This window comes from Pantoea sp. GL120224-02 (genome assembly GCF_900215395.1).
GTDB lineage: Bacteria > Pseudomonadota > Gammaproteobacteria > Enterobacterales > Enterobacteriaceae > Pantoea > Pantoea communis.
Map to the genome: position 1 here is coordinate 93304 of NZ_OBEC01000008.1, position 25877 is coordinate 119180.

Annotated in this window: 26 protein-coding genes; 17 read left to right on the forward strand and 9 right to left on the reverse strand. The window is 53.7% G+C overall.

From position 1 onward, the window contains the following. The first annotated feature begins 259 nt into the window (after positions 1–259). The gene (locus tag CRO33_RS15910; RefSeq protein WP_097118773.1) at positions 260–1429 is read left to right on the forward strand and encodes an ROK family transcriptional regulator; all 1170 of its coding nucleotides are present in this window, start codon (positions 260–262) and stop codon (positions 1427–1429) included. A 127-nt stretch (positions 1430–1556) separates the two neighbouring features. Here CRO33_RS15910 and CRO33_RS15915 read toward each other — a convergent pair whose 3' ends face one another. Together CRO33_RS15915 and CRO33_RS15925 are read right to left on the reverse strand one after the other, a co-directional pair. Further along, positions 1557–2258: a GNAT family N-acetyltransferase gene (locus CRO33_RS15915; RefSeq protein ID WP_097118774.1), complete on the reverse strand. Its 702-nt coding sequence runs from the start codon at positions 2256–2258 to the stop codon at positions 1557–1559. 393 nt (positions 2259–2651) lie between these two features. Further along, positions 2652–2900 carry a hypothetical protein gene (locus CRO33_RS15925; protein WP_058961653.1) on the reverse strand — a complete coding sequence of 83 codons (249 nt, stop codon included), beginning with the start codon at positions 2898–2900 and terminating at the stop codon, positions 2652–2654. Between the two features lie 364 nt (positions 2901–3264). Between CRO33_RS15925 and CRO33_RS15930 the strand changes: the two genes are divergently transcribed. From CRO33_RS15930 to CRO33_RS15940, 3 genes are all read left to right on the forward strand, one after another. Continuing rightward, on the forward strand, positions 3265–3723 hold the full coding sequence (locus CRO33_RS15930; RefSeq protein ID WP_097118776.1) for an acyltransferase: 459 nt from the start codon (positions 3265–3267) through the stop codon (positions 3721–3723). A gap of 107 nt (positions 3724–3830) precedes the next feature. Next, a complete protein-coding gene (locus CRO33_RS15935) occupies positions 3831–4292 on the forward strand; it encodes a helix-turn-helix domain-containing protein (RefSeq protein ID WP_097118777.1) in 462 nt (153 codons plus the stop codon). Then, positions 4292–4867: a PIN domain-containing protein gene (locus CRO33_RS15940; protein ID WP_097118778.1), complete on the forward strand. Its 576-nt coding sequence runs from the start codon at positions 4292–4294 to the stop codon at positions 4865–4867. The genes CRO33_RS15935 and CRO33_RS15940 overlap by 1 nt, the downstream gene beginning before the upstream one ends. Before the next feature lie 46 nt (positions 4868–4913). Here CRO33_RS15940 and CRO33_RS15945 read toward each other — a convergent pair whose 3' ends face one another. The 3 genes from CRO33_RS15945 to CRO33_RS15955 are packed head-to-tail and all read right to left on the reverse strand — an operon-like array spanning position 4914 to position 9287. Continuing rightward, positions 4914–6704 (reverse strand): ABC transporter ATP-binding protein, encoded by a 1791-nt coding sequence (locus CRO33_RS15945; protein WP_097118779.1) that lies wholly within the window; start codon positions 6702–6704, stop codon positions 4914–4916. Further along, a complete protein-coding gene (locus CRO33_RS15950; RefSeq protein WP_097118780.1) occupies positions 6701–8143 on the reverse strand; it encodes a M81 family metallopeptidase in 1443 nt (480 codons plus the stop codon). Before CRO33_RS15950 ends, CRO33_RS15945 begins: the two co-directional genes overlap by 4 nt. A gap of 10 nt (positions 8144–8153) precedes the next feature. Next, positions 8154–9287 (reverse strand): ROK family transcriptional regulator, encoded by a 1134-nt coding sequence (locus tag CRO33_RS15955; protein ID WP_097118781.1) that lies wholly within the window; start codon positions 9285–9287, stop codon positions 8154–8156. 201 nt (positions 9288–9488) lie between these two features. On the opposite strand from CRO33_RS15955, the gene CRO33_RS15960 reads away from it, so the two are divergent. From CRO33_RS15960 to CRO33_RS15980, 5 genes are all read left to right on the forward strand, one after another. Then, a complete protein-coding gene (locus CRO33_RS15960; RefSeq protein ID WP_097118782.1) occupies positions 9489–11024 on the forward strand; it encodes an ABC transporter substrate-binding protein in 1536 nt (511 codons plus the stop codon). 3 nt (positions 11025–11027) lie between these two features. After that, positions 11028–11948 carry an ABC transporter permease gene (locus CRO33_RS15965; protein ID WP_097118783.1) on the forward strand — a complete coding sequence of 307 codons (921 nt, stop codon included), beginning with the start codon at positions 11028–11030 and terminating at the stop codon, positions 11946–11948. Beyond that, a complete protein-coding gene (locus CRO33_RS15970) occupies positions 11948–12814 on the forward strand; it encodes an ABC transporter permease (protein ID WP_097118784.1) in 867 nt (288 codons plus the stop codon). The genes CRO33_RS15965 and CRO33_RS15970 overlap by 1 nt, the downstream gene beginning before the upstream one ends. Next, positions 12811–13743 (forward strand): ROK family protein, encoded by a 933-nt coding sequence (locus tag CRO33_RS15975; protein ID WP_097118785.1) that lies wholly within the window; start codon positions 12811–12813, stop codon positions 13741–13743. Before CRO33_RS15970 ends, CRO33_RS15975 begins: the two co-directional genes overlap by 4 nt. Positions 13744–13971: 228 nt before the next feature. Beyond that, complete coding sequence (locus CRO33_RS15980) at positions 13972–15204, forward strand: MFS transporter (RefSeq protein WP_097118786.1); 1233 nt, start codon at positions 13972–13974, stop codon at positions 15202–15204. 38 nt (positions 15205–15242) lie between these two features. Here the strand turns inward: CRO33_RS15980 and CRO33_RS15985 are convergent, their stop codons facing one another. Next, positions 15243–16121: a LysR family transcriptional regulator gene (locus CRO33_RS15985; RefSeq protein WP_097118787.1), complete on the reverse strand. Its 879-nt coding sequence runs from the start codon at positions 16119–16121 to the stop codon at positions 15243–15245. 123 nt (positions 16122–16244) lie between these two features. Between CRO33_RS15985 and CRO33_RS15990 the strand changes: the two genes are divergently transcribed. Next, positions 16245–16970, forward strand: coding sequence for a pirin family protein (locus tag CRO33_RS15990; protein WP_097118788.1), 726 nt, complete (start codon positions 16245–16247; stop codon positions 16968–16970). Positions 16971–17169: 199 nt separating this feature from the next. Here the strand turns inward: CRO33_RS15990 and iolG are convergent, their stop codons facing one another. Continuing rightward, entirely contained in the window at positions 17170–18168 is a 999-nt protein-coding gene (gene iolG / locus CRO33_RS15995; RefSeq protein WP_097118789.1) for an inositol 2-dehydrogenase, read from the reverse strand. A gap of 238 nt (positions 18169–18406) precedes the next feature. Between iolG and CRO33_RS16000 the strand changes: the two genes are divergently transcribed. The 3 genes from CRO33_RS16000 to CRO33_RS16010 all read left to right on the forward strand — a co-directional run bounded on the left by CRO33_RS16000 (position 18407) and on the right by CRO33_RS16010 (position 20223). After that, a complete protein-coding gene (locus CRO33_RS16000) occupies positions 18407–19429 on the forward strand; it encodes a LacI family DNA-binding transcriptional regulator (protein WP_097118790.1) in 1023 nt (340 codons plus the stop codon). Between the two features lie 117 nt (positions 19430–19546). Then, positions 19547–19801, forward strand: coding sequence for a type II toxin-antitoxin system Phd/YefM family antitoxin (locus tag CRO33_RS16005; protein WP_034831240.1), 255 nt, complete (start codon positions 19547–19549; stop codon positions 19799–19801). Continuing rightward, positions 19798–20223, forward strand: coding sequence for a type II toxin-antitoxin system VapC family toxin (locus CRO33_RS16010; protein WP_097118791.1), 426 nt, complete (start codon positions 19798–19800; stop codon positions 20221–20223). The genes CRO33_RS16005 and CRO33_RS16010 overlap by 4 nt, the downstream gene beginning before the upstream one ends. A 247-nt stretch (positions 20224–20470) precedes the next feature. Here CRO33_RS16010 and CRO33_RS16015 read toward each other — a convergent pair whose 3' ends face one another. Together CRO33_RS16015 and CRO33_RS16020 are read right to left on the reverse strand one after the other, a co-directional pair. Next, entirely contained in the window at positions 20471–20971 is a 501-nt protein-coding gene (locus CRO33_RS16015; RefSeq protein WP_217992812.1) for a hypothetical protein, read from the reverse strand. A 107-nt stretch (positions 20972–21078) separates the two neighbouring features. Next, positions 21079–21753: a GntR family transcriptional regulator gene (locus tag CRO33_RS16020; RefSeq protein WP_097118793.1), complete on the reverse strand. Its 675-nt coding sequence runs from the start codon at positions 21751–21753 to the stop codon at positions 21079–21081. 114 nt (positions 21754–21867) lie between these two features. On the opposite strand from CRO33_RS16020, the gene CRO33_RS16025 reads away from it, so the two are divergent. The 4 genes from CRO33_RS16025 to CRO33_RS16040 are packed head-to-tail and all read left to right on the forward strand — an operon-like array spanning position 21868 to position 25844. After that, entirely contained in the window at positions 21868–22548 is a 681-nt protein-coding gene (locus CRO33_RS16025; protein ID WP_097118794.1) for a DUF2848 domain-containing protein, read from the forward strand. A gap of 11 nt (positions 22549–22559) precedes the next feature. After that, on the forward strand, positions 22560–23903 hold the full coding sequence (locus tag CRO33_RS16030) for an amidase (protein ID WP_097118795.1): 1344 nt from the start codon (positions 22560–22562) through the stop codon (positions 23901–23903). Then, complete coding sequence (locus CRO33_RS16035; protein WP_176505783.1) at positions 23903–24538, forward strand: DUF4286 family protein; 636 nt, start codon at positions 23903–23905, stop codon at positions 24536–24538. The genes CRO33_RS16030 and CRO33_RS16035 overlap by 1 nt, the downstream gene beginning before the upstream one ends. Continuing rightward, on the forward strand, positions 24531–25844 hold the full coding sequence (locus CRO33_RS16040) for an MFS transporter (protein ID WP_058961678.1): 1314 nt from the start codon (positions 24531–24533) through the stop codon (positions 25842–25844). The genes CRO33_RS16035 and CRO33_RS16040 overlap by 8 nt, the downstream gene beginning before the upstream one ends. Positions 25845–25877 lie beyond the last annotated feature (33 nt).

The window sequence follows — 25877 nt, forward strand, 5'->3', positions numbered from 1 at the left end:
CATTTTCCGCCTTGATGCAAGAAGAGGGTGTTTAATTAAATCAATTTGATTGATTTAATAACGCGCACAGGTTGTCAGGTTGCTGCAGCTGACATCAATGAACTAAAGCAAGTGACGTGCCAGGGCATAAATCTCGTTTGCCGCTGCTCACTACTCTGCACAGATTTTTGCGGCTGTCAGGTAAACAGGTTGTAAATTGTGTCGCCGATCATAGATATTGATGCGCTGGCAGTCGCGGGCGTGAGAAGAGGGAGGCAGGATGAAAACATCAGGAACCAATCTGGAGCATGCGCGCGCGCACAATCGCCGTGTGATCATCGAAGCGATCCGCCTGCACGGTGAATTGACGCGGGCTGAGCTGGCGCGACTGACCGCCTTAACCCCGCAAACCGTCTCCAATATCGTGGCTGAACTGGAAGCCGCCGAACTGCTTACCAGCCGCCAACCGCGCAAGCAGGGGCGTGGGCAACCGGCGATTCCGGTAATCCTCAATCCAGCCAGTGCCTTCTCCATCGGCATTCATCTCGACCACCAAACCCTGCTGATCGTACTGGTGGATCTCACCGGTGAAGTTCATTTCCGCCGCCTTATTCTGGTGCAAAAACCCCAGCCCGATGCCACTTTAGCGCGCATTGCGGAGGTGCTGGCAGAGATCAAAACGCAGCTCGGTGACCGCTGGCAGAAAGTCCTGGGGATCGGCGTAGTGATGCCGGGTCCGTTTGGCGTTGAGGGGATTTCCTCGGTGGGTCCCACTACCTTGCACGGCTGGGAGTCGGTCGATATCGAAGCAAGGCTGGCCGAAATGAGCAGCGTGCCGGTCACGCTGGAGAACGATGCCACGGTAGCGGCGATTGGGGAGCGTTTCCACGGCGTTGCGCGCCATCTCAACTCGTTTATTTATCTCTATATCGGCACCGGATTGGGCGCGGGTATTATCATGGATGGTCACGTTTACAGCGGCCATGCGCACAATGCTGGTGAAATTGGGCATGTGGTGGTGGAACCGGGTGGGCGCGAATGCTATTGCGGCAATCACGGCTGTCTGGAACGTTATGTGTCACTGCAGGCCGCCTATGAATTCTGTGGGCTGGACCCGATGACCGCGTTGCCGGACGACCTGCTGGAAGTCGATCCCGCAGTATTTGATCGCTGGATTGATACCGTGCTGACGCCATTGCGTCAGGGCATCAATATGCTGGAATGCATTTTCGATGCGGAGAGCGTGATCATCGGCGGCATGATGCCCGCCGCACTGCTGGATAAAATCATTCAGCGCCTGCCGCCGCTCTATCAGTCGGTGCGCGGGCGTTATCTTACCGGCTCACGTTTGAAAACGGGCATGACCGGCAGTGATACCGCGGCATTGGGTGCGGCGGCGTTGCCGATTTTTGACGAGTTTAATCCGCAGTTTCAGGTGTTGATGAAATGAGGACAAGAAGGAGCTGGCAAGGCCGGTTCCTGCCCTTAAATGACGTTGAAACAACGGAAATCCTGACTTGCCATCTGCCAGAATACTGTGCCTGACGCCTGCGCTGAGGCAGGTGACTTGATAGGATTTAACCTGCGAAAAATACGCTCAACTTTTGCTGCTCCCGGCCGTGCTCATCCATATTATCCGCCGCCAGCCAGGCCGATATCGCATGCTTCACCTGCGGCCATTCACCATCAATTATCGACAGCCAGTCGGTATCGCGATTGCGTTGTTTGCGTGTCATTGCCTGGCGGAAACGCCCTTCATAAGTGAAGCCAAGACGTTCCGCTGCCCGACGTGAGGCGAGGTTAGTGGAATCACAGCGCCAGGCGACCCGGCGGTAGCCCAGCTCAAATGCCTGTTTCAGTAACAAGTAGATCGCTTCACTGCCCATCACGTTACGCTGCATCAGCGGCGACCAGGTGACATGACCAATCTCAATCGCACCGTTCTGGCCGTCAATATTGGCGAAACATACCGCACCAACCGCTTGCTGAGTGCGTTGGCCGATCACCGCGTAACTCACCAATCCGCTGTCCTGGCATTTTCCACTGATCCAACTTTCCATCTCTGCCAACGAGGCGGGCTGTGTCGCGCCCAGCCAGGTCCAGTCCCGATCGTCTGGTGCGCTTGAGAAGGCGGCAAACAAAGCGTGACTGTGCGCAATATCTAACGGTTCAAGCGTACAAAAGCGGCCGTGAAGCGGAATAGCAGGAGGCGCGGCCAGCGGCTGCCAATCTGGCAGAGCAAAACCCACTGGCTGACCATATTGGTTTAGTTGCGTCATCGTCTTTCCCTGGCTGAGTTGCAAATTATGTGCAAAGGCACTGTGTTGCCTTAATACACTCAGTTTATAACAAGAAAATTATCGGGCGATTTAAAATCTTTTTTACGCATTACCGTAATGACATTTTGTACCACCCATGACTTGCCAACTTGTCTGTCATGGGTGACTGCACACGGAAAATGTAAATGTGTTGTATTGCACTTTAAAACAAACCGCGTACCTTCATCATAATCAATTATCGTAGAAAGGTGTGTTTGAATGAATATCTGAAATACGTTATCCAGTTCATGTAATGTAATGGATGGTTTATTACGCGGATCGTTTAGTCGTTCAAATGCGGCATGGAAAGTAAAATGAATTCTGGCGCAGTCTTCAGCGAGGATGTCATTGATATCAGCTTCCAAATCCAGGAGTTGTTGTTCCGTTATGGTCATAATGCTGCGCAGCAACCTCGCTCAGTTTGCGATTGAGCTCTTCATTTGAGAGTGCATGAACGGTCGCAACATGGGCGCTGTAGCTTAGCGTTCCCATCCGGACATCAAACTCTTCATTATCAAATGAATCGACAAAGACGGCGTTGCCGCTCTCAGCATCAAAGAATGAGGCGTAATTCTGCTCTATTTGCATGTCAAATTTAAACATACAGACTCCCAATCAAGAAATTCTCTTCGATTATAGATGACAGAAATTACACCTTTTATGCAGTTTTAGCGACAAGCCTATAAACAATTCGCGATGATTTTATCACTCGATGAGCAATGTGTAATATTTAAATGGTCGAAGTGGTGAAATAATTTCTATTTAAATCATATTGTTAATGGTTTTGGTAACGAGAGTTAATACTGTTTTAAGGCCACATATGTCTCGATTTTTAATTTTCAACTTGTTAGTTTTACAGTTTCCAAAACCGAGAATATCTGTTGTTAAAACGTGTAACTAGATTCAGTCACATTATTAAAAATATATCTCGGACGAGAATCTTCAGAACAAAACAAATGGAGCTAAAATGCAGCCAAATCTACGCGAAGTCGCAGTCAAAAACGTTGAAATCGGTAGTAACGTTACGATTTACCAGCCTGCGAACGTTTATGGCTGCACCCTGCAAGACGATGTCTTCATCGGTCCGTTTGTCGAAATTCAGGCACATACGGTGATTGGAAGAGGCACAAAGGTGCAGTCGCACACCTTTATCTGCGAATACGTTAGCGTGGGCGAAAACTGCTTTATTGGTCACGGCGTGATGTTCGCCAACGATATGTTCCGGGATGGCAAACCCAATGCCGATCGAGAAAGCTGGGCGCGCATCACGCTGGGTAACAACGTCTCAATCGGCAGTGGCGCGAGTATTTTGGCGGTCAGCATCTGCGATGGCGCGGTCATCGGCGCGGGCAGTGTGGTGACGAAAGACATCACGCAGAAGGGCGTTTACGCCGGAAACCCGGCGCGTTTACTGCGGTTGCTATAGTACAAGGAACAGACTGGTTGTTTCGTTTATTTCGGATGTTGTTTGTTTCGTTTGTTTCGATTAGTATTAGAGCGCTGTAATTCACGAACTAAGAAACTGGAAAACTCATGACAAACTCAATTCTGGACAATGTCAGCCTTCCGGCTCAGAAGGAAATTGAGGCCGCTCTACGTGGACAAAGAGAACTGGCGACTTTTCTCTCCACAAAGCTGGAGACACAAGTCATATCCATTCAGGATGCAAACGACGAAACTCACCAAATCGAGTTGCCAACCTCAGCTTTAACGTTGCTAATGAAGGTGTTGGGAGAACTGGCCGTTGGAAATGCGGTGCAGGTCGTTCCGGTTCATGCTGAATTAACCACACAGGAAGCAGCCAATATCCTCAATGTCTCACGGCCTCATATGGTGAAACTATTGGAAGAGGGGAAGCTGCCATATCATAAAACTGGCCGCCATCGCCGCGTGCTTTTTGCAGACCTGATGCGCTATAAAGCTCAGCGCGAAAGTGAAAGTAATAATGCTATGCAGGAGTTGGCTGACTTAAGCCAAGGACTCGGTCTTTACTAATGACTCACTCGCCTTATCCGGTTGTACTTGATGCCTGTGTTATTTATCCAAACATGCTTCGTGACTTGCTTATGCGACTTGAACTAAGTGGTTTATACATGCCTAAGTGGACCGCGACTATCCATGATGAATGGCAACGAAACTTGGTTAAAAATATGCCTGAAGTCACGCCGGACAAGGTTAAGCGTATAGAAGTGCTAATGGACAAAGCGCTTCCTGATGCTCTTGTGACTGGTTTTGAGCCGCTGATTTCTGGGTTATCACTGCCTGATGAAGATGACAGGCATGTGGTTGCTGCGGCAATAAAATGTAATGCAGAAGTCATAGTCACGTTCAATTTAAAAGATTTCCCGGGCGAGAATTTGGATGCGCTGGAGATTGAGGCGATGCATCCGGATGAATTTATTTTAGATTTAATCGATCTGAATCGAGCGCTGGTTTTAAAGGCGGTGCGAGAGCAGCGTACAAGCCTTAAAAATCCAGCAATCGGTTCAGAGGAGTATCTTACCTCATTGTTAAAGCTTGGATTGCCAATGACGGTAAGAGCTTTGGAAGCTTATAGCTTCATGATTTAGCTCGCATAATGCGGGCAGCATTATTGATTTATCTGTTGCGTCTGCTTTAACTCTCCATCACCCAATGCCCGGCGCTCACCTCGCGATAGCGCCGTGTTTCCGGCACAAACCCCAGAGCGCGCACCGGGCTTTTCAGCTCGCTAACGTCCATATGGCGCTTGAGATGACGTCGAGCTGGATCTGGAACCGGCACCGATGACAATAACTTGCGCGTGTAGTCATGCTGCGGATTCTCAAAGATCGCGGCGCGCGGGCCGATCTCGACAATCTCGCCCAACAGCATCACCGCCACGCGATGGCTGATGCGTTCCACCACCGCCATATCGTGCGAAATAAACAGATAAGACAGCCCTAGGCTGCTCTGCAGATCCAACAGCAGATTAATAATCTGCGCTTTGACAGTCACATCCAGCGCAGAGACGGATTCATCGGCAATAATCATTTTGGGGTCGAGCATCAATGCACGGGCAATACAGATGCGCTGGCGCTGACCGCCGGAAAACTCATGTGGATAACGTTTCATCATCGCCGAAGACAAACCCACACGTTCCATCAACTCCGCCGCCTTTTCCCGAGCAGCCTGTTTACTGCCGAGCTGATGTTGCAGATAAGGCTCGGTCAGGGCTTCGAGAATCGACATCCTTGGATTAAGGCTGGCGAACGGGTCCTGAAATATCATCTGCATCGCCCGACGTAACTGGCGCAGTTCGCTGGAGGAGAGATTTAGCACGTCATAACCGTCGAAAGCGATCTCGCCGGCATCGGCTTTCACCAGCCGGGTGAGGGAGCGACCGGTGGTGGATTTTCCACAGCCGGATTCACCGACCAGCGACAAGGTTTCGCCGGGCATCAGATCGAAAGAGATATTCTCCACCGCATGCACCGCACCGGTTTTGCGGCTTAACAGCCCTTCGTGGATGCTGAACCGGGTGCTAAGGTTTTTTACCGACAGCAGCGGCTGTTGCGAAGCGGGGCGCTCAGGTAGCAGTGCCACCGCATCACCTTTCAGCGCAAACTTCTGCGGCCCCGAAATGCCACGCATGGCGCCGAGCTGCGGCACGGTAGCGATCAGCGTGCCCGTATAATCCGCCGCTGGCGCCGAGAAAATGTCCGCCGTGGTGCCGGTTTCCATCACATCACCTTGATACATCACCAGCGTGCGATCCGAGACTTCTGCCACTACGCCCATATCGTGGGTGATAAACAGTACCGCGGTGCCTTCCTCTTCCTGCAATGTCTTAATCAGGTCGAGAATTTGCCCCTGGATAGTGACATCCAGTGCGGTCGTCGGCTCATCGGCAATCAGCAGTTTTGGCCGCAACGCCAGCGCCATGGCAATCATCACACGCTGGCGCATGCCGCCGGAAAAGTGATGCGGATAATCATCGAAGCGTTTAGCGGCATTAGGAATGCGCACTTTCTCCAGCAGCTTCACCGTCTCTTTCCGCGCCGCCCGCTTACTGATGTTGCGATGGTTGATCAGGACTTCAGCGATCTGGTGACCAATGGTGAAAGAGGGGTTGAGGCTGGTCATCGGCTCCTGAAAAATCATCGCCACGGCGTTGCCACGAATATCGCGCATCGCTTTTTCGCTCAGATTCAGCAGGTCCACGCCGTTCAGCAGCACTTTGCCGGTCACGCGCGCGTGGCGCATATTCAGCAAGCGCATAATCGCCATCGACGTCACGCTTTTGCCCGAACCCGACTCCCCGACAATCGCCAGCGTCTCACTGGCGTTGATGGTCATCGATACGTTCTTCACTACCTCACGCCACTGATCGTCATGGCGAAACGCAACGGTGAGGTTTTCTACCTGCAAGACCGGCTCGCGACTCATTTGGCCGCCACAAAGCGAGCCGAACGGGTGCTGACCGGCAGAAATTCAAAGTCAGTGTCGAAAGGATAGGCAGGCTGCAGTTTACGTTTACGCGCCAGACGTTCGACGTACTGATCCACCACGCCTTCAGACAGCGCCATCAGGTTAGGATTAGCAAATGGTGCCAGTTCCGGTGACAGATAACCCGATTTCACCACCACAATTTTTGCCTGCGCAGGATGAAGCCCCAGCAATTCAAAATCAGCGATATTGTGATAAGGGCGACGACGATCGGCGACCACCACCGTAATGCCGCCGGTTTTCAGCAGCGCCTGTTTAGCCAGCGAACGCGCATCATCACTCACCAGCAGGACTTCAAATTCTGCAGTAACTTTCCCCCCTGCGGGATCGAGCGTGGCACCGATCGTCAGAGTGAGTTTCGCCCCAACGCCTGCCGCAAAAGCAGCATCGGTGGCCGGTTTATCGGTGATTCCGGCGACGATCACATCCTGCGCGCCCTGGCGAATCAACTCTGCCAGCAGATTGGCACGATCGCCCACGCCACCACCGGTCGGGTTATCGCCCGAGTCGGCCAAAATCACCGGTGCAGTTTCACTGGCGATGGCCATTTTCACGCACTCTTCGGTGCTGCCTGTGACGCAGCCGAAGACAAACTCGTCGCGCGCCTGCCAGTATGCCAGCGCCAGTTTTGCTGCCTGTTCGGAAAGCACATCGGCGTCGGTACCGGTCATGATTGCCGCCGCAGTGGCGCGCGGTTCATCGGCCCAGACATAGCCGACCATCAGCGACGCATCCCAAATGTGGTCGATTTCATTGATACCCGGCAAACGCGCATACAAACTTTTTGCCGGTTCATCTTCGGTACTGGTGCGCTCACCGGGCAACACCACCGGAATCGGTGCCCAAATCACACCGGGTTTCACGCCGGTTTGGAGGCTTTTCACCAGCATCGACACGGATCGACGCATGGTTTCTTCCACATCGATGTGCGGCGCCGTGCGATAGGTTGAGAACATATCAATGGCATCGATGATGCGCTGCGTCACGTTGCCATGCAGATCGTAACTGACGGTGATCGGACAATCCGGGCCGACCAGTTCGCGCGTGGCAGTAATCCAGTCACCTTCGGCATCTTCCATCCCTTCCACATACACCGCGCCGTGCATGGCGAGGTAGACGCCGTCCACCGGCAGCTGGGCTTGCAGACGGGTGAGAAAATCCTGCCTGAAGTCATCATAAGTGACCCGCGCCACCGGGCCACCGGCGATGGCGCGCGCATGGAAGGTCGGCAGAAATTCGGCATCGTAATCCTGCAGGAAAGCAAAGTAGGGGTTGGTCAGCAGATCGTCACCGCGCACGATGCGGAAGTCGTCGGCATAGTTCAGCACCGGGTTATACGTACTGCACTCCGTATGAATGCCACCAAAAGCTATGCGCATACAGCCTCCGCTAGTCGGGTAATTGAATGATAAATCGATATGCTGCCACGCTTGCCGCGGCGCGCGCCCAGCTCTGTTCGCTGATCAAGATGCTGGAAATCGGGGTTTTGCCCATGATCGACGGCAACACGTGGCTATCAATGGATTGCATCACCACGGTTTTCAGTAAGCCGTCAAAAGCATCGGGTTGATGTGCGATGACGATCAATTCGGGATCGTTCATCTGAATAATGTTGGCGATCGAGAGGCCCAGCGCGTGACCAGCCTGATGCAGAATGGCGATGGCGGCACTGTTGCCTTTCACCGCCAGCGCTTCCAGTTCGGCGATGGTTTGGCTCTCGAGTGCTTTATCGCGCATGCTCTCGCGAATCGCGGTCAGCGAGGCGAGAGTATCCAGGCAGCCGCGTTTGCCGCATCGGCAAGGGCGTCCGCCGGGTTCGATGGTGCAGTGGGCGATTTCACCGGCCCCGCCGTGTGCGCCGCGATGCAGTTGACCCTGGAAGAAGTGTGCGGAACCGATGCCGTCACCATGGGAAATCAGGGTGAAGTTGCGCGCTTTTTTCGCCACGCCGAAGATCTTCTCGCTGACGGCCAGCGCTTTGGCATCGTTCTCCAGCGAGACGTCCAGCCCGGTTTGCCGTTTGAGCATGTCGGCCAGCGGGACATTCTTCCAGCCCAGAAGCGCTGATTGCACGCAAATTGCCTGATTTTCATCGACAAATCCGGAGAGCGTAACGCCCAGGCCAATTAATTGATCGGCTGAAATGCCTTTCTGCGCAATCAAATCGGGAATCGCTGCTGCTAGCGTCACAGTCAGCTGTTGGGGATCAGGATCGAGTGGCATGTGCGTGCTCGCCAGCACCAGTCCATGCATATCAATCAGCACTAAAACGACGTACTCGCCGAGTAGCGAGGCGCCGAGAAAATAGGCGCTGTCAGCACGCATTTTTAATAACACCGACGGACGACCCTGGCCGCTGGATTCTGGAATGCTCTCTTCAAGCAATCCGGCATTCAACATCTCTTTCACCAGTGGGCTAATCGCGGCTTTGCTCAACTTCATATTTTCCGCAATAGCGGTACGGCTCATGCCGTGCGAGGCAATAAGCAGACGCAAAATTTGCTGCTGGTGGGCATTGAGCATGTTGGTTCTCACTGCATTAGCGATATGACCTGACAATAATGAGGCTGGAAAACAAATTCAACGACATTTAGTTAATTTTATGAACGCAGATCTAACTATAAGTAAAATATATGAACTTGCGTATTGGCTTTTGTTCAGAGAGTGTGCCTTATATAACGTTGTTAATTCACCTAACATTTCAATGATTCATTGAGGGCCTTCATGCAAAGCACATTCAAGCATTTAAAGGTACTGACGCTGGCCGGTTGTATCATGGCGTCACTGGCAAGCTCGGCGGCAATGGCCAGCCAGCTGGTGATTATGCAAAACGAACCGCCACGCAGCATGGATCCGGGCAACCAGACCGCTACCTTTACCGGCACGGTACTCGACCCGATGTACGAAGGCCTGACGCGTTTGGGTGATGACGGCAAGATTATTCCCGCGCTGGCGCTCTCCTGGAGTGCGGACAGCAGCGGATTGCACTGGACCTTTAAGCTGCGCCCCAACGTAAAATTCCACGACGGCACGCCGTTTAATGCCGATGCGGTAGTGGAAAACTTCCAGCGCCATTTGGATACCAAACGCGGTCTGGCGGGCAGCGGTAAAGTTCGCACCTTTATTCAGGATGTGAAGAAAACCGATGATTTAACGGTTGAGTTTGAGCTGAAAAAAATCAATCCCGCCTTTTTAACCGTGCTGGCATCGGGACCAGGATTAATGGTCAGCCCTACCGCAGATAAAGCAGGCAGCATCAATAATAAAGCGGACGGCACCGGGCCTTATAAGCTGGAACAATATAAATCTGGCGAATATGTGCTGGAGAAAAAGAACAGCGATTATTGGGGTAAATCAAACGGCCCTGATGAAATTAAATGGACGTGGAGCAGTGAGCCTTCCGTGATGAATATGGCGCTGCAATCCGGCCAGGTCGATATTATTAATCCGGTACCGCCGCAATTCGCCGGAATGTTGAAAAACAATGCCAACGTTAATTTAAAACAGTCGCCGGGTGCGGCCGTGTTCTGGGTGGATCTTAATACGCAAAGTAAAGCGTTGAGCGACGTGCGCGTGCGTCAGGCGCTGAACTTTGCTACCGATCAGCAGGCGCTAGTGAAAGCCATCATGTTTGGTTATGCACAGCCGGCTAACTCTTCACTGGCACCGGTCGATGCCAACTACGATAAGAACCTGAAGGATTATCCTTACGATGTGCAGAAAGCCAAAGACTTGCTGAAAGCGGCGGGTTACCCGGATGGCTTTAGCATGTCAATTGCTGTTCAGGCACCCGATGCGCGCACCGCGCAGGTGTTGCAGGGGCTGTGGGCTAAAATCGGCGTGAAGTTGAATGTGCGCCAGATGGAAAGCGGCGTCTGGACCAAAGCCGCCTTCGCCGATGCCAAAGAGAAAGCCCAGCAGGGCACTGATGCAGTATTGGCGTCGTGGTCATCCGGTTTATACGGTTCCGACTTGCAGCTGCGCCCGCTATATCACAGCGCCAGCTTTGCACCGGGCGGCGCGAACCTCGGCTTCTTTAGTGATAAGCAAACCGATGACCTGATCGATACCGCCGCCTCCACGCTTGACGATGCGAAACGCAAAGATCTCTATTTCCAGGCACAGAAACAGATCAGCGGGCTGGCTCCGCAGGTGCTGCTGTTCTATCAGGATGATCTCTACGCCTCGCGCAAAAACATCAGCGGCGTCACCATGCAGCCTGGCGGACAGATTGTGGTTCGCGATGCAGTGAAGAACTGATAGATGAAAGCGTATGTCGCGAAAAAGGTGCTCTCGCTGCCGCTGATTATTTTCGGTGTGTCGATCATCGTATTTATCGCCATCCGCGCGTTGCCGGGGGATCCGGCACGCCTGATGGCGGGCCCGGAAGCGCCGCAGGAAGCGGTGGATAACATGCGCATCCGGCTGGGTTTGGATCAGCCGCTGCCGCTGCAGTACATCAAATTTGCTACTGAAGCACTGCACGGCAATCTGGGGGAATCGTTGCAGTCACAGCGCCCGGTAATCACCGAAATCAGCGAGCGTTTGCCCTACACCTTGTCGCTGGCGGCGCTGGCCTATCTGCTGGCGATTGCTATCGGCGTGCCTGCGGGCATGACCGGGGCGATCTATCGCCAGCGTATACCCGATCAAATCGTGATGGTGCTGACCATTGCGGGCGCATCGATAGCCAACTTCTGGCTCGCGCTGCTGGCGATGAACTACTTTGCGGTGGAACTCGGCTGGTTGCCGCTGTTGGGCGCGGACTCCTGGAAGAACTACGTGATGCCGACCGTCACGCTGGCGATTTTGCCGATGGCGATGATTGCCCGCATGACACGCTCCAGCATGCTGGATGTGCTGAGTCAGGACTATATTCGTACCGCCAAAGCCAAAGGCTTATCGTCGGCGAATATTCACTGGAAACATGCGCTGCGCAACGCCTTGATCCCGATTGTCACCATCGTCGCACTTAACTTCGGTAGCCTGATTGGTGGCGCCGTGGTGACGGAGTCGGTGTTTAACTGGCCAGGCATTGGCCGCCTGCTGGTGGATTCGGTGAAGTACCGCGACTACCCGGTGATTCAGGGCGTGACGCTGGTGGCGGTCACCGGCGTGGTGCTGATGAACCTGGTGGGTGAAATATTGATTGGCCTGCTCAATCCAAAAATAAGGTTCGACTGATGAACAGCCTCGATACCTCTTTGCTGCCGACACGATCGCGCCGTCGCCAGTTCCTGCGCATGCTACAGAGCAATCCGTCGATAGCGATTGGCGGCGGATTGGTGCTGCTGGTGGTGCTGGCCGCGGTGTTAGCACCGCTGTTAACCCATTGGGATCCGATCGAACAGGATCTGCTGAACACCTTGCAGGCTCCCTCTGCTGCGCACTGGTTTGGCACGGACGACTATGGCCGCGACATCTTCGCCCGCGTGATTTATGGCGCGCGCATCACGCTGTTCGAGGTCTGCCTGAGTGTGGCGATCTCGATGGTGATTGGTATTCCGCTTGGCATCATCTCCGGTCTGGCAGGACGCAAAATCGATGCGCTGATTATGTGGGTGATGGATATTATTTTCGCCTTTCCCGGTATCGTACTGGCGATTTTGATTGTTAGCGTGCTGGGTGAAGGGCTGGCCAATATGCTGATCGCGATTTCGCTGTTCTCCATTCCGGTGTATGCGCGCCTTAGTCGTAACCTGACGCTCGGCCTTAAGAACATGGAGTACATTGAAGCCGCGCATATGCTGGGCGTGCGCTATCCGCGTATCATTACCCATTACATTCTGCGCAACTCAATCGGACCGCTGATTGTGCAATCGACTTTAACGGCGGGCGCAGTGGTGCTGTCGGCGGCCAGCTTGTCGTTTCTGGGGTTAGGCGTGCAACCGCCGATGCCGGAGTGGGGCACCATGATGAGTGATGGGCGCAACTTCCTTGGGCTGAATATTTACGTGTCGCTGTTTCCCGGACTGGCGATTTTGATTACTGTGCTCGGCTTTAATGTGCTGGGCGACGGCCTGCGTGATGTGATGGATAAACGTTTATGAGTACAACACCGGCAGTGATCTGCCTCGATCTGGGCGGTTCGTTCGTGAAGTTGGGTGTGATGGATGCGCAGCAGCAGCTGACGATCCTCGATCAGCAAAAAATCCCGGCAGACAGCTGGCCGGATTTTACCGCGCTGGTGAGCCGCATGATCCAACAACATCAGCATTTCAGCACGGATTCACCGCTGGCGATCTCCACTGCGGGCATCGTGGCACCGGATAGCGGTGAGATGTTTGCCAGTAACATCCCAGCCTTTCATCAACGCAACCTCAGCCAGGCGCTGGGAGAGTTACTGCAACGTAAAGTGATCGTGCATAACGATGCCGACTGCTTCACTTTCGCGGAAGCGCAGGCAGGTGTGGGCAAAGGGCACAAAGTGGTGTTTGGCGCCATTCTCGGTTCCGGCGTCGGCGGCGGTTTGGTGGCAGATGGGCGAATCATCACCGGACAGAATGGCCTGACGGGTGAATGGGGCCATGGTCCGATTACGCTGACCGAAGTGGACATTGAAGGCGAGACAATACGCTTGCCGCGCCAGCCTTGTCCCTGCGGTCAAAAAGGCTGTCTCGATAGCTACGGCGGCGCGCGCGGGCTGGAGAATCTCCATCGCACTTTGCATGACGTTAATGCGAGCAGCATCGACATTATCGCCGGCTGGCAACAGCAGGAAGTGCAAGCTAATCGCACCGTTCAGGTGTGGTTACAACTGGTGAGTCAGCCGCTGGCTTACACTATCAATATCACCGGTGCATCGTTGGTGGCGGTGGGCGGAGGATTGGCTTCGGTGACAGCGTTGATGGAAGCATTGAATGAGGAAGTGCAGCGTTATGTGTTGCGCAGCACTCAGCATCCTTTGGTGGTGCCCGGCGCGTTTGCCCATAACGGCGGAATGATCGGCGCGGCGCTGCTGGCGCGGCAGGTTGCTTAACGAAAATGCACACACTGCAGCGGTGCCGGTCAACATACCCTTGCTTTGCGCCATGTTGGGCGCAAGGCGGCTAATCAACGATTAATTAGCAGCCACATAATTCTCTGCCATCAAATTTTCATTTAAATCAGTTATCATGTTCCGCTAAATCCTTTCAGTCTCAACGATGGTGGCCTTCAATGCCGCCACGATTGTGATTGGATTCTTCACCTGCGTTACTGGAAAACCATGTCATCTGCACAACCTCAACTTAATCAGCTGCCGGAGCAGGCATCGCTGCCACGCGCCAGTGTGCTCAAAGCGCTGTTTGCGCTCGGCACCGGTGGCTTTGCCATTGGTACCGGCGAATTCGTCATCATGGGCCTGCTGCCCGATGCCGCCACCGGCCTCAATGTTTCTATCCCTACGGCGGGCCACCTGATCAGTATCTACGCGCTGGGCGTGGTGATCGGCGCACCGCTGTTGGCTGTGCTCGGTGCTCGCGCTTCACGTCGTAACTTCCTGATGACGCTGATGGGCCTGTTTGCCGCGGGTAACCTGTTTAGCTCGGTAGCACCGGGTTACTACTCAATGCTGCTGGCGCGTTTCCTCGCCGGTTTCCCGCACGGCACGTTCTTTGGTGTCGCCGCATTGGTCGCTGCTGGATTGGTGGAGCGCAGAAAACGTGCTCAGGCCGTTTCGATGGTGCTATTTGGCCTGACGATCGCCAATCTGCTTGGCGTGCCTGCGGTTACCGCGATTGGACAGGTGTTTGGCTGGCGTGAAGCGTTCGCCATTGTGGGCCTATTAGCGCTGTTGACCATGGTGCTGGTGGGCATGTGGGTGCCGAACGTGGCGGGTGACAAAACCGCCAGTCCGTTGCGTGAACTCTCGGCGCTGACGCGCAAGCAGGTGTTGCTGACGCTGGCGATTGGTGCGATCGGCAGCGGCGGCTTGTTCTCGGTGTTCAGCTACGTGAAACCTACGCTGACCGAACTGGCACAAATGCCAGTGAGTTGGATTCCGGTGGTGCTGGCGCTGTTTGGACTCGTCATGATTATCGGCAACGTGGTGGGTGGTCGTCTGGCGGATCGTGGACTGGAGAAAACCATTCGTATGGTGCTGATCTGGTCGGTGCTGGTGCTGAGTGCTTTTGTGTTCACCGCGCACTATGCGTTTGCCGGTTCACTCAACGTGATGCTGGTCGGTACCATGGTGGCGCTGGCGAGCGTGCTGCAAATCCGTTTAATGGATGTGGCGGGCGATGCGCAAACCATGGCGGCGGCGTTGAATCACTCGGCATTTAACCTGGCGAATGCGCTCGGCGCATGGCTGGGTGGCGTGACCATTTCTGCGGGCCTTGGCTGGCAGTCCACTGGTTGGGTCGGTGCGATTCTGGCGGTGTTGGGCTTGTTGATTCATGGTATCGCGGTGCGCGATGCACGGAGAAAGTCGATTACGTTTGCGCATGAAAGCGCCTAGTTGATTCTTATCGGGCGGCCGTCAGGTCGCCCGTTTCATTATCCTGCCAACTTTTCCTGCAAAAACGCCATAAATACCCGATTCACTTCGCTGCGCTGACGATGCTGTGGATAGAGCGCGTTCAGGTTAAGTGAGGAAGGCTGCCACTCATCCAGCACGATCATCAAATCACCGCTGGCTAAGGCCGGTGCCACGATAAACTCCGGCAGTAGAATCAGCCCCAATCCAGCCACTGCCGCATCACGCAGCATCTCGCCATTATTGCTCACCATCGGGCCTTGCACCGCCATCACCTTGCGTTGTTCACCGTTAAACAGTTCCCAGCCGGTCTGGCTTTCTCGCCCGTAACGCAAACAAGCATGATTGAGCAGATCCTCCGGTTCACGTGGTGCGCCCGCGCCCTGAATGTATGACGGACTGCCGCAGATCACGCGGCGAAATACGCCCAGACGTTTGGCGATCAAGCTTGAGTCGGGCAGGGTGCCAATACGGATCGCCATATCAAAGCCTTCACCGACCATATCGACGTAGCGGTCCGCCAACTCCACCTGGAACTGCAATCCGGGGTGCTGACTGAGGAACTCGGCGATATACGGTGACAAATGGCTGATGCCAAACGACATCGGAACACTAAGACGAAAGCTGCCTTGCAACACCTGTTGCCGGCCAGATACCGCCTGCTGGGCTTCCTGCACATCATCGAGAATACGTAGCGCATGTTGGGCAAAGAGTTGGCCGTTATCCGTCACCGACAGTTTACGCGTGTTGCGATTCAGCAGACGCGCACCGAGTGATTCCTCCAGCGCGGCAATACGGCGGCTAACGTATTGCTTCGACAGCATCAACTGTTCGGCGGCGGCGGTGAAGTTACCGGCTTTAATTACTGCGACATAAATACGAAGATCTTCTATCTGCATATTGTCCACTTTTCGGTGACAGTCATTGTCAGGTTAGCGCATTGTTGGGCAAATTAGTTTACGTATACTTATCCTCATTCGGAAGGGCAAGCGTCTTTCCACCGCACATTTGAGGAGCAAACCATGATTGAACAACGTCTGTCAGAACAACGCGGAGTGGGTGACCACGGTTGGCTGAATTCACATCACACTTTTTCCTTCGCGAATTACTGGGATCCTAAACAGATCGGCTTCTCCGATCTGCTGGTAATCAATGACGACCGTGTCGCACCGGGTCGTGGCTTTGGTGCGCATCCACACAACAATATGGAGATCATCTCCTATGTGCTGGACGGCGCGCTGGAGCATAAAGATTCAATGGGCACCGGTTCGGTGATCGTCCCCGGTGATGTGCAGTTGATGAGCGCGGGTAGCGGTGTGACGCACAGCGAGTTCAACCACTCGAAAAGCGACAACGTGCACTTCCTGCAAATCTGGATTGTACCGGGCGAGCGCAACACCCAGCCGGGCTATCAGCAGATCTCCGTGCCAGAGAGCGAGAAACGCGGGCAACTGCGTTTGATTATTTCGCCGGAAGGGCAAGAGGGCAGCCTGAGCGTACGTCAGGATATCCGCATCTATGCCGGTTTCTTTGATGGTGCCGAGCAGCAGACCTTCGCACTGGATGCCGATCGCTACGCCTATATTCATGTGGCGCGCGGCAGCATCGAAGTGAACGGCGTGAAGTTCAAAGAGGGTGACGGTGCGCGAGTGCGTAATGAGAGCGCATTGCACTTAGCTCAAGGCGATAACGCAGAAGTGCTGTTGTTTGACCTGCGTCCGCTGGAAGTGAATCATCCACAGCGTTAAAACAAGCCAGGGCGTCTTAACGGACGCCCTGAAGCCTATGCGTTTTGCTTGCTTAACGTCGGCATGAATGAGCAACACAATGCTGCCTATGTCGCGCTGACCGGTTTACTTAAGCTTCAGTGAGCTTTCAATCAAGCTTCCATCTTTATGGGTAATGGTTTAAGGGACGGACCAGAGTTCGCCCCTTATCAGCACCGTCTTATAGTAGCGACTGCGGCGATACCGGCTTGCCGGTTTTCAATGACTCGAGCGCTGCATCCGCCAGTAATAGCGCCTGCAACCCATCATTCCCGCCGGGGTACTGGCCTTCGCCTTTTGCCAGCGCCTCAATGAGGGTCGCCAGTTCATTGCGGTAAGCATCGGCATAACGCTGCAGGAAGAAGTGCTGCGGCTTCTGCGCCACCACCCCGTTTGCCACGGATTTCACCAGCTGTGATTCCAGCTGATTCGTTACCTGCAACATCCCTTCGCTGCCGTGCACTTCAATACGCTGATCGTAGCCGTAGCTGGCACGACGGCTGTTGGTGATCACCGCCATCTTGCCGCTGGCACAGGTGAGGGTGACAACGGCGGTATCGACATCGCCCAGCGCTTTAATCTCGGGATCAACCAGCGCCGCTGCACTGGCATATACCGATACCGGCTCTTCATTTAACAACCAGCGCGCCATGTCGAAATCATGAATGGTCATATCACGGAACAGGCCGCCAGAGACTTTAACGTACTCGGCAGGTGGTGCACCCGGATCGCGTGAGCTGATGGTCACCAGTTCGGTTTCACCAATCTCACCATCACGCAGACACGCCTGCAAATGCGCCATGCTGGGGTCGAAGCGACGGTTAAAACCAACCATCAATGGCACGCCTGCCTCACGCACCGTGGCTAAACAGCTCTGCACGCGCTGCAAACTTAAATCCACCGGCTTCTCACAGAAGATGGCTTTTTTGGCGCGCGCGGCGGCTTCAATCAAATCTGCATGGGTGTTAGTGGCGCTGCAAATCGCCACCAGATCAACCGAACTGTCCGCCAGAATGGTGTCGAGATCTGCCAATTTGGCACCGTATTTCTCTGCCAGCACATTAGCAGCAGGGGCGTAGACATCCATCACATACGCCAGACGACATTGCGGATGCGCGGCGATATTCCCAGCGTGGATCTGTCCAATACGGCCAGCACCTAAGAGAGCAACATTGAGCATTTTTTAATTCCTATGAGGGCGACAGGTGATGGCGCTATTAAGCGTATTGGTGAAGTTTTAAGTCAAAGCAAAGCCTGAAACGGATGCTAAAAGGATGAGGCCGATCACATGAAAATTTGAGGTGAATGACCTCAAATATATGATTGTTCACTGGATTCATGGAGTTATAACAATTTGATTATCAGTGTCTTATCAAGCTACTGTTTTATCCATGAGGTGAAGGACATCAGGAAATATCATGACGCTGCAAAACTGGAAATCGCCATCCATTAAAGCCATCGCGCAGGAAGCGGGCGTCAGTCCTGCCACCGTTGACCGTGTGCTCAATGGCCGGCAAGGCGTGCGCGAGGTGACGCGCAAGAAAGTTGAAAATGCCATGGTGCGGTTAGGACTGAGTGGCACAGAAGACCCTCGCGGAGCGGCAAAGCGTATCGCGATTGTGTGTGAATCCGGCACCAGCTTTGTCGCGCAGCTTGAGTTTCATGCACGCGCGGTAATGCGCGAGCGTCCGCAACTTCACATCACACTGGATACGTTGCCGAGTGCGCAATTCCACGCTGACCGCTTTAGCAAGCTGATTGAACGCCGCGCTACTGAAGCCAGCGGCATTATTCTGGTGTGTCGCGATGACGTGAAGATCAACCGTGCGGTTAAAGCCGCCATTGATGATGGTGTGCAGGTGATTTGCCTCACCAGCGATCTGCCCAATTCGCGGCGTACTGCTTATGTGGGTATCGATCAGACCGCTTCAGGCGCGACTGCCGGTTGGTTTATGGGCCGCATGCTGCCGCCGCAGCAACCAAGCAATATTCTGCTGATTTGCAGTTCGACCTATCGCACCCAGGAGGAGCGCGAGATCGGCTTTCGTCGCGTGCTGCGAGAGGCTTTCCCGTGGCTGACGATTCGCGACCGCGTCAACATTAACGACGAAGCCGCAACCGCCTGGCACAGCGTGAAAAAGTGGCTGGAAGAGGGCAAACCGCTGGCCGGAATTTACAACACGGCGGGCGGCAACGAAGGCGTAGCTAAAGCGTTAGAGGCATTTGGTGTACAGGATCAGGTGATCTTCGCCGGGCATGAGTTGAGTGAATCGAGTCGCTTGCTGCTGGAGAAAGGGACCATGGATATGGTGCTGGGGCATGACATGCGGCGCGAGATCGAGCAGTGCCTGGCGATATTTGAAAAGCCGCTGAGTGAGCGCTTGCCGGAGGATGTGAAAACGCCGCTGCTAATTTATCACCGCTATTCTTATTTTTCTTGAACTTCAATCAGCTAGATTTCCAGTACCCTTGAAACATGCTTATTTTCAGCATGGTGTTGAAATATTGTGCAGCTGACGTATCATGTAGTTATGTTTCTACATTCTCAGGAGGCTGTTATGGGTATCTCAACAATTTCGAGCCGTTCGTTCAATCAGCAGGTATCAGCTGCGAAAAAACTGGCGGAGGAAGGCCCTGTATACATCACTGATCGCGGAGAACCAGCCCACGTATTGATGACGTTTGAGGAATATAAAAAGCTAACGGGTACACGACGCAATATCCAGGATGCACTTGCTATGCCCGGTGTCGCTGATATCGATTTTGATCCTCAACGAGTGGACATAGACTTCAGGGATGTGGATTTTTCATGAGATATTTGCTTGATACCAATGTCATTTCGGAAATGCGTAAGGCAAGGACGCCCAAAATTGATCCACAAGTATCCAACTGGACGGATACGGTAGATGCGGGTGATATGTTCATATCAGCGATTACGATTATGGAGATCGAAAAAGGCATCCTTCAGGTGTTGCGAAAGGATGTGCGTCAGGGAGAAATGCTGCGCGAATGGTTTGCATCAGTGGTATTACGTGAGTTTTCAGGCCGTGTACTGCCTTTTGATGCCGAAACTGCCATTTATTGTGCGAGCCTCCATGTACCCGACCAACGTTCCGCGAATGATGCAATGATCGCGGCCGCTGCCTTTCGTCATGATATGACTGTAGTTACGCGAAATACCAGGGACTTTGAAGGACTAGGCGTTATGTTGCTCAATCCATGGGAGTGGCAATAACATCATCAGAACACATTTAAGAATCAGAATAAAATAATAAGACTAATAAGACTAATAAGCGATATGTAGCTATTTTAATTGCAGGGTTATTTAATTTAACGAAATCCGGCGCTGTTATTGACCGGTATCTATCAGCCTCGTATTTCTTATATCCAGGTCAATAACTGTATTATCGAACTAAATGTCATTTACCAACGTCAATGAATTATTAATGCAGAGGGGCTGAGCCTTCATTTGCTCTGGCCGTTTATCCATGTCCAACCCCTTCGATTTCGTCCCTTGCGGCTTCAATCACCCGCTCTGAGTGTTTAGCCAACATATCCTGTGGGCGTTGACCACCAAGAAAGCTGTTCACTGACAAGAACCAGAACGCTATTCCCCAACCATCTTTATGATCTGCGAATATCTTCAGCACATCAGAGAGCGCTTTCAATGGTCGAAATTGCGTATTGCGATCCAGACCGTAATCCGGGAAGTAATCAATGCCATTGTGGTGAATCGCAAATATCTGGCCGCTTTTTTTCCATTTGTTCGGTTGAGCACTGGGATTGGTAGTACTCAAACCGGCTAACTGCGAGACGTCAGCGGCGGTTAACCAGTTCCCACTTTCCAACACGGCTTTACGTGCTTGCAACAGCATGGCCGCTTCTTTCATCAGGTGTGGTGAGGCAGGGGCCTTGGGCAGCATCGATCCAACCAATATCTCGAGTGACTGCTTCTCCTGCCGCTCTTTAAAAACTTCAAACATGGTTGAAGCTACAGTAGAAATATTTTCTGTCAGCGCCCAGCCGCCGCAATCCGGTTGCTTGGTTTCCTACAAGATATAAGCGGCAGGGTGGAGAACGGCGGTAGACATCAAGTCGAAAGCAGGGCGCGCTTAAACGAGAAAATATGAGCACGGGCCGCATCGGCCGCGCGTTGCTTATCGCCAGACTTCAGCGCCTCAATAATCTCATTATGCTCCGCAATGACTTCATCCATATGGACAACATTGGACAACGTTGTCGCCCAAAAGCGCTGTGCCTGCGCATGAATCACACTCAGAATATCTGACAGCCGACTGTTTCCGGCGATATCGGCCAGCACCTGATGAAATTCGCGATCCAGCAACATCATTTCCTCGCGACTACGTGATTCGCTCGCTCTGGCGATTTGCTGGTTCAGTTCGCGCAGCTGTTGAATGTGTGAATCAATAACTTTCTGACTGGCTAGCTCAACACACAGGGTTTCATTGACCAATCTCACCTCAATTAACTCCAGTGCATCATCTATCGACAAAGGTGCCACCATCACGCCTTTGCGCGGGATGATCTGCAACAGCCCCTCGGTGGCCAGCCGATGAATCGCTTGATTGATCGGCGTCCGACCCATTGCCAAATCATCCATCACCTGAGCGGTATTTAAATACTCCCCTGGTTTGTAGCGAAGCGTGATGAGCTTGTGCCTGAACGCCAGATAAGCCTGTTCATTCAAAGAGAGGCTCTTTTCCCGGCTGGCTGGGTTCACATTTTCAGTAACTGACTCACTCATCACGACGTTCCTTTTTTTGCCAATGAGACATATTACACAAAAATCTGGCATGAAAATCGCTAGTTTGAAAACACAGTGAAATTTCACAGTGATTTTTCAAATGGAGATCATCACATGCACCTTCAGTTCACAACCGGCGATAAAGCCGCTAGCACGCTCGATGTCGAGGTTTCCCATTTCATTATTGCGGGTTGGGCCGGACGCGATAGTGATGCGGTTTTGCACCATATCAGGGAGCTTGAGGCTCTGGGTGTGCCCGCTCCCGGTGCAGTACCGTTGTTTTACCGCGTTGCGACCAATCAACTGAGCCAACAGCCACTGCTGGAAGTGGTCGGCGATGAAACCTCCGGGGAAGCTGAGCCCTTTGTGTTTTTCCATCGGGGCGAATGGTGGGTCTCCCTCACTTCAGATCACACCGATCGTTATCTGGAAACCTTCAGCGTTGCCCTTTCCAAACAGGCCTGCATTAAACCGGTTGCCAGCAAAGCCTGGCGCATGAGCGAGGTGGTTGAGCACTGGGATACGCTGGAGCTGACCTCGTGGATAAAAGAGCAGGGCGAATGGGTGGTTTATCAGCAGGGCACGCTGGCCTCATTACTCACGCCGCAAGATCTACTGGCCCGCTATCTGAACGGCAACACCGCACAAGAAGGATTGGCAATGTCCTGCGGCACGCTGGGTGCGATTGGCGGTATTCGACCTTCCAGCGAATTTCGCATGGCGTTGCACGACCCGCGCCTGAATCGCACGCTTGAACACGCTTACTGCACTGGCGCGCTGCCAGTGGTCGTTTAAGGAGCATGCTAATGACCACACTCTGGCAAGCAAGTCAGCAGCTTCAGGCAGGTAATGCGTCTCCTGAAGCTTTTACTGAATCGGCATTGCGCGCAGCGCAGGATCCGTCAAAAGAGGGGGATCTTGCTTTCACCACCCGCTATGCCACCCAGGCCGCTCAACAGTCAACAGCAGCGAGTGCGCGCTGGCAAACACAGCAAGCCTTCAGTGCTATTGATGGGCTGCCTGTCAGCATCAAAGATCTCTTTGATGTGCAAGGCGAGCCAACCACGGCGGGTTCACATTTACTCCTGAATGCAGAACCGGCAGCAGCGAATGCCCACGTGGTCGATCGCTTACATCAGGCTGGGGCGGCGATTATCGGTAAAACCAACATGACCGAATTTGCCTTTTCCGGGCTGGGTATCAATCCGCATTACGGCACACCGGCTAATCCGTGGCGTCGCGAAGACAAACGCATTCCGGGCGGTTCTTCTTCTGGTGCAGCTGTCGCCGTGGCAGACGGCATGTGCCTGGGCGCTATCGGTACTGACACCGGTGGATCGGTGCGTATTCCTGCTGCGCTGTGCGGCTTGACCGGCTTTAAACCCACCGCGAATCGCATCAATCAGGCGGGTACGTTACCGCTCTCTGCCTCGCTCGACAGCATCGGCGTGATTGCCCATGACGTGCGCAGCTGCTGGCTGCTGGACAGCGTCATCGCGGAACAGCCGCTTGAACTCCAGCAGGTGGAGTTACGCAGTGCTCGTTTCGCTATCCCGCAGACCCGTGTGCTGGAGGGACTCGACGAAGACGTTGCGCAAGCCTGGAAAAATGCCATCGAAGCACTGGAACAGGCCGGTGCCACCCTGGTTGCACTGCCGCTTGAAGAGCTTGATGAGTTGAACAGTATGAATGCGCGTGGCGGCATTACCGCTTACGAGGCATGGCAATGGCATCAACAATCCGCACTGGCGCAACCCGAAGCTTACGATCCTCAAGTGTTAGCGCGTGTGCAGCGCGGCAGTTTGCTGACGGAGCAAGATGCCCGTGAACTTCATCAACAGCGCAAAGCGTGGCAGCACCGCATTAGTAGCGCGCTGGCAGACTTTGACGCCTTACTCATGCCCACCGTTCCGCGTATCGCACCGACCCTCGCTTCTCTGGAGGATGCGCAGCAGTACATGGAGGTCAACGCGCTGATGCTGCGTAACACCAGCGTAATCAACATGCTGGACGGCTGTGCACTCTCTTTACCCTGCCATCAAACCGGTAGTGCGCCGGTTGGCCTAAGCCTTGCTTCTGTTCATGGTGATGACGCCCGCTTAATCAGCTGGTCGCTCGCCGTGGAAACTGCCCTCAACTGGAGATCCTGATGATGACTCAATCCCACGGCATGCTGTTTGTCGCCACTAACATTGGCGCTGAAGACGAAGCGGACTTCAACCAATGGTATGACCATGAACATGTAGAAGAGCGCGTCGCGATTTGTGGCTTCTTAAGCGGAACGCGCTATCAGGCTATCCATGCCGAGCGCAAATATCTTGGCCTGTATGAAACCGAGGCGCTGGAAGCCTTTACCAGTGCGGATTATCACGCAGCCTTCACTCGCCAGACCGAATGGTCAGTGAAAAATCTGCAAAAGATGGTTAATCCAATGCGTCGGGTCAGCGCGATCACCCATAAGCATGGCAAAGGGACCGGCAGCCATCTGGCGGTGGTGACGCTGAAAGCGCTGGATGCCAGCGTGTTGACTGCGTGGCAGCAGCAAATTAGCCATACCCCGGGCTATGTTGCCTCCAGTTTACTGACCCCGGATGTGGCGCTCAGTTCTCCGTTGCCGATGGAGAGTAAAGGACAGCGGCAGATGCTACCGATGCTACTGATTCACTGCAGTGACGCATCAAGCTGTGACCAGTTGGCCGCACACGCGGCGGAATTGATGACCGGCGATGTTCAACGCTATGCCTTTAGCTGGCAGTTAACTAAACAGGAGTTGGCACATGGCTAATACAGACTCTTCATTGCAGCAGACGGTGCGTGATAAGCGCACGGCTTCGAAAACCGGGCGCCTGGCCGCTGCCAGTTCCATCGGCACCGCGCTGGAATGGTACGACTTCACCGTCTACAACATTATGGCGGCACTGGTGTTTAACCATGTGTTCTTCCCCAGTTTTGATCCGCTGGTTGGCACCATTCTGGCGTTTTCGACCTATGCGGTAGGTTACATTTCACGTCCGCTGGGCGGTTTTGTGTTTGGTCATCTGGGGGATGTCGCAGGGCGCAAAGCCGTGTTGATCATCACGCTGGTGATCATGGGCGTCACCACCGCCTTAATGGGCTTGCTGCCAGGCTATGCGGTGTGGGGCATCTGGAGTCCGGTGCTGTTGGTCGCGCTGCGTTTTGTGCAGGGCATTGCCCTGGGCGGTGAATGGGCGGGTGCCGTTTTACTGTCGATGGAGCACGGTGATGCTGATAAACGTGGGCGTAATGCATCTTTTGCACAGGTGGGGCCTTCCTGCGGAACCTTGATTGGCACCGGGTTTATCACCCTGGTGACGGTGATGATGAGCGGCGATCAGTTTCAGGCATGGGGCTGGCGCATTCCATTCCTGCTGAGTCTGTTGCTGGTGCTATTTGGATTGTGGCTGCGCCGTGGGGTGGAAGAGACACCGACCTTTGTCGCGATGCAGGCTGCGGAAAAAACGACGCATACGCCACTGAAAGAGGTGTTTGTCAACTATCCGAAACAGTTGCTGATTGCGGGGGGATCGCGTATCGGTTCCGATGTGCTGTACGCGCTGGTGGTGGTATTTACCCTGACGTACGTCACCACCGTATTACAGTTGCCACGCCCGCTGGCCTTGATGGCCACGATGTTGGGCGCAATAGGGAATGCGATCACCGTCCCAATGTTCGGCGCGCTATCAGATAAATGGGGACGCCGACCGGTTTACATCACGGGTGCTGTATTAGCTATCGTCTGGTCTTTCGTGTTCTTCGTGTTGTTAGACAGCACGCAGCCGGTGCTGATTGTGCTGGCGGTGATAGGGGGGCTGCTGATCCATGCAATCATGTATGGACCACAAGCCGCATTCGTTACGGAACAGTTTCCCAGCCACGTTCGCTATGCCGGGTCATCACTGGCTTACACGCTGGCAGGTATTGTCGGTGGAGGGTTTGCGCCGTTGATTATTACTACGCTGTATAAAGAAATGGGCAGCACGCTGTGGGTGTCGCTGTATGTCACGCTGGCATTGTTGATCACGCTGTTTGCCGTGTGGAAGGCAAAAGAGACGGCACATAAGCCGTTGTAACTAAGTGGATTACGGCAGTCATTGAGTGTGGGT

Coding starts and splice junctions, on each gene's coding strand:
- CRO33_RS15935 (WP_097118777.1), top strand. CDS start 3,831: ATGACAAACTCAATTCTGGACAATGTCAGCCTTCCGGCTCAGAAGGAA.
- CRO33_RS16025 (WP_097118794.1), top strand. CDS start 21,868: ATGCACCTTCAGTTCACAACCGGCGATAAAGCCGCTAGCACGCTCGAT.
- CRO33_RS15950 (WP_097118780.1), bottom strand. CDS start 8,143: ATGCGCATAGCTTTTGGTGGCATTCATACGGAGTGCAGTACGTATAAC.
- CRO33_RS15970 (WP_097118784.1), top strand. CDS start 11,948: ATGAACAGCCTCGATACCTCTTTGCTGCCGACACGATCGCGCCGTCGC.
- CRO33_RS15925 (WP_058961653.1), bottom strand. CDS start 2,900: ATGTTTAAATTTGACATGCAAATAGAGCAGAATTACGCCTCATTCTTT.
- CRO33_RS15915 (WP_097118774.1), bottom strand. CDS start 2,258: ATGACGCAACTAAACCAATATGGTCAGCCAGTGGGTTTTGCTCTGCCA.
- CRO33_RS15945 (WP_097118779.1), bottom strand. CDS start 6,704: ATGAGTCGCGAGCCGGTCTTGCAGGTAGAAAACCTCACCGTTGCGTTT.
- iolG (WP_097118789.1), bottom strand. CDS start 18,168: ATGCTCAATGTTGCTCTCTTAGGTGCTGGCCGTATTGGACAGATCCAC.
- CRO33_RS15930 (WP_097118776.1), top strand. CDS start 3,265: ATGCAGCCAAATCTACGCGAAGTCGCAGTCAAAAACGTTGAAATCGGT.
- CRO33_RS16040 (WP_058961678.1), top strand. CDS start 24,531: ATGGCTAATACAGACTCTTCATTGCAGCAGACGGTGCGTGATAAGCGC.
- CRO33_RS16030 (WP_097118795.1), top strand. CDS start 22,560: ATGACCACACTCTGGCAAGCAAGTCAGCAGCTTCAGGCAGGTAATGCG.
- CRO33_RS16035 (WP_176505783.1), top strand. CDS start 23,903: ATGATGACTCAATCCCACGGCATGCTGTTTGTCGCCACTAACATTGGC.
- CRO33_RS15910 (WP_097118773.1), top strand. CDS start 260: ATGAAAACATCAGGAACCAATCTGGAGCATGCGCGCGCGCACAATCGC.
- CRO33_RS15990 (WP_097118788.1), top strand. CDS start 16,245: ATGATTGAACAACGTCTGTCAGAACAACGCGGAGTGGGTGACCACGGT.
- CRO33_RS16020 (WP_097118793.1), bottom strand. CDS start 21,753: ATGAGTGAGTCAGTTACTGAAAATGTGAACCCAGCCAGCCGGGAAAAG.
- CRO33_RS16010 (WP_097118791.1), top strand. CDS start 19,798: ATGAGATATTTGCTTGATACCAATGTCATTTCGGAAATGCGTAAGGCA.
- CRO33_RS15940 (WP_097118778.1), top strand. CDS start 4,292: ATGACTCACTCGCCTTATCCGGTTGTACTTGATGCCTGTGTTATTTAT.
- CRO33_RS16015 (WP_217992812.1), bottom strand. CDS start 20,971: ATGTTTGAAGTTTTTAAAGAGCGGCAGGAGAAGCAGTCACTCGAGATA.
- CRO33_RS15955 (WP_097118781.1), bottom strand. CDS start 9,287: ATGCTCAATGCCCACCAGCAGCAAATTTTGCGTCTGCTTATTGCCTCG.
- CRO33_RS15975 (WP_097118785.1), top strand. CDS start 12,811: ATGAGTACAACACCGGCAGTGATCTGCCTCGATCTGGGCGGTTCGTTC.
- CRO33_RS16005 (WP_034831240.1), top strand. CDS start 19,547: ATGGGTATCTCAACAATTTCGAGCCGTTCGTTCAATCAGCAGGTATCA.
- CRO33_RS16000 (WP_097118790.1), top strand. CDS start 18,407: ATGACGCTGCAAAACTGGAAATCGCCATCCATTAAAGCCATCGCGCAG.
- CRO33_RS15965 (WP_097118783.1), top strand. CDS start 11,028: ATGAAAGCGTATGTCGCGAAAAAGGTGCTCTCGCTGCCGCTGATTATT.
- CRO33_RS15980 (WP_097118786.1), top strand. CDS start 13,972: ATGTCATCTGCACAACCTCAACTTAATCAGCTGCCGGAGCAGGCATCG.
- CRO33_RS15985 (WP_097118787.1), bottom strand. CDS start 16,121: ATGCAGATAGAAGATCTTCGTATTTATGTCGCAGTAATTAAAGCCGGT.
- CRO33_RS15960 (WP_097118782.1), top strand. CDS start 9,489: ATGCAAAGCACATTCAAGCATTTAAAGGTACTGACGCTGGCCGGTTGT.